Below are 404 nucleotides of genomic sequence, written 5' to 3' on the forward strand. Positions count from 1 at the left end.
CCTCCTTGAGGTGTCCCGGCTTTCGTGTCGTCAAATACACCATTGTCAATAACCCCGGCTTTTAACCATTGTCTGATGTTGTGCCTTATGGTCGTTGGACAATGAAGTTTGGATAGTAGGTAGTCATGGTCAATCTGGTCGAAGCATTTGGCGATATCCGCATCAAGAACGTAGTAGCTCTTTTTGTTGATGCTTATGTAGATTCTTGCTAATGCATCGTGGGTTGAGCGTCCGGGTCGAAACCCATAGCTTGTCCCCTCGAATAATGGTTCCCAGTAGGGTTCCATTGCCATCTTGACCAAGGCTTGCTTGGCTCTGTCTCGAATTGTCGGGATTCCCAGAGGGCGTTTTTCATCCCGTCCGGGTTTTGGTATCCAAACTCTCCGTAATGGCTTGGCTTTGAA

The 404-nt window shown here is 48.0% G+C and carries 1 protein-coding gene; it reads right to left on the bottom strand.

The window, feature by feature from the left end; translation table 11 throughout:
- Positions 1-404, bottom strand: a 404-nt coding sequence (locus LKE08_RS00925) for a reverse transcriptase domain-containing protein (protein ID WP_324702311.1), incomplete at both ends; no start/stop codon positions are given.

The organism is Lyngbya sp. CCY1209, assembly GCF_035615495.1.
Lineage (GTDB): Bacteria > Cyanobacteriota > Cyanobacteriia > Cyanobacteriales > Microcoleaceae > Limnospira.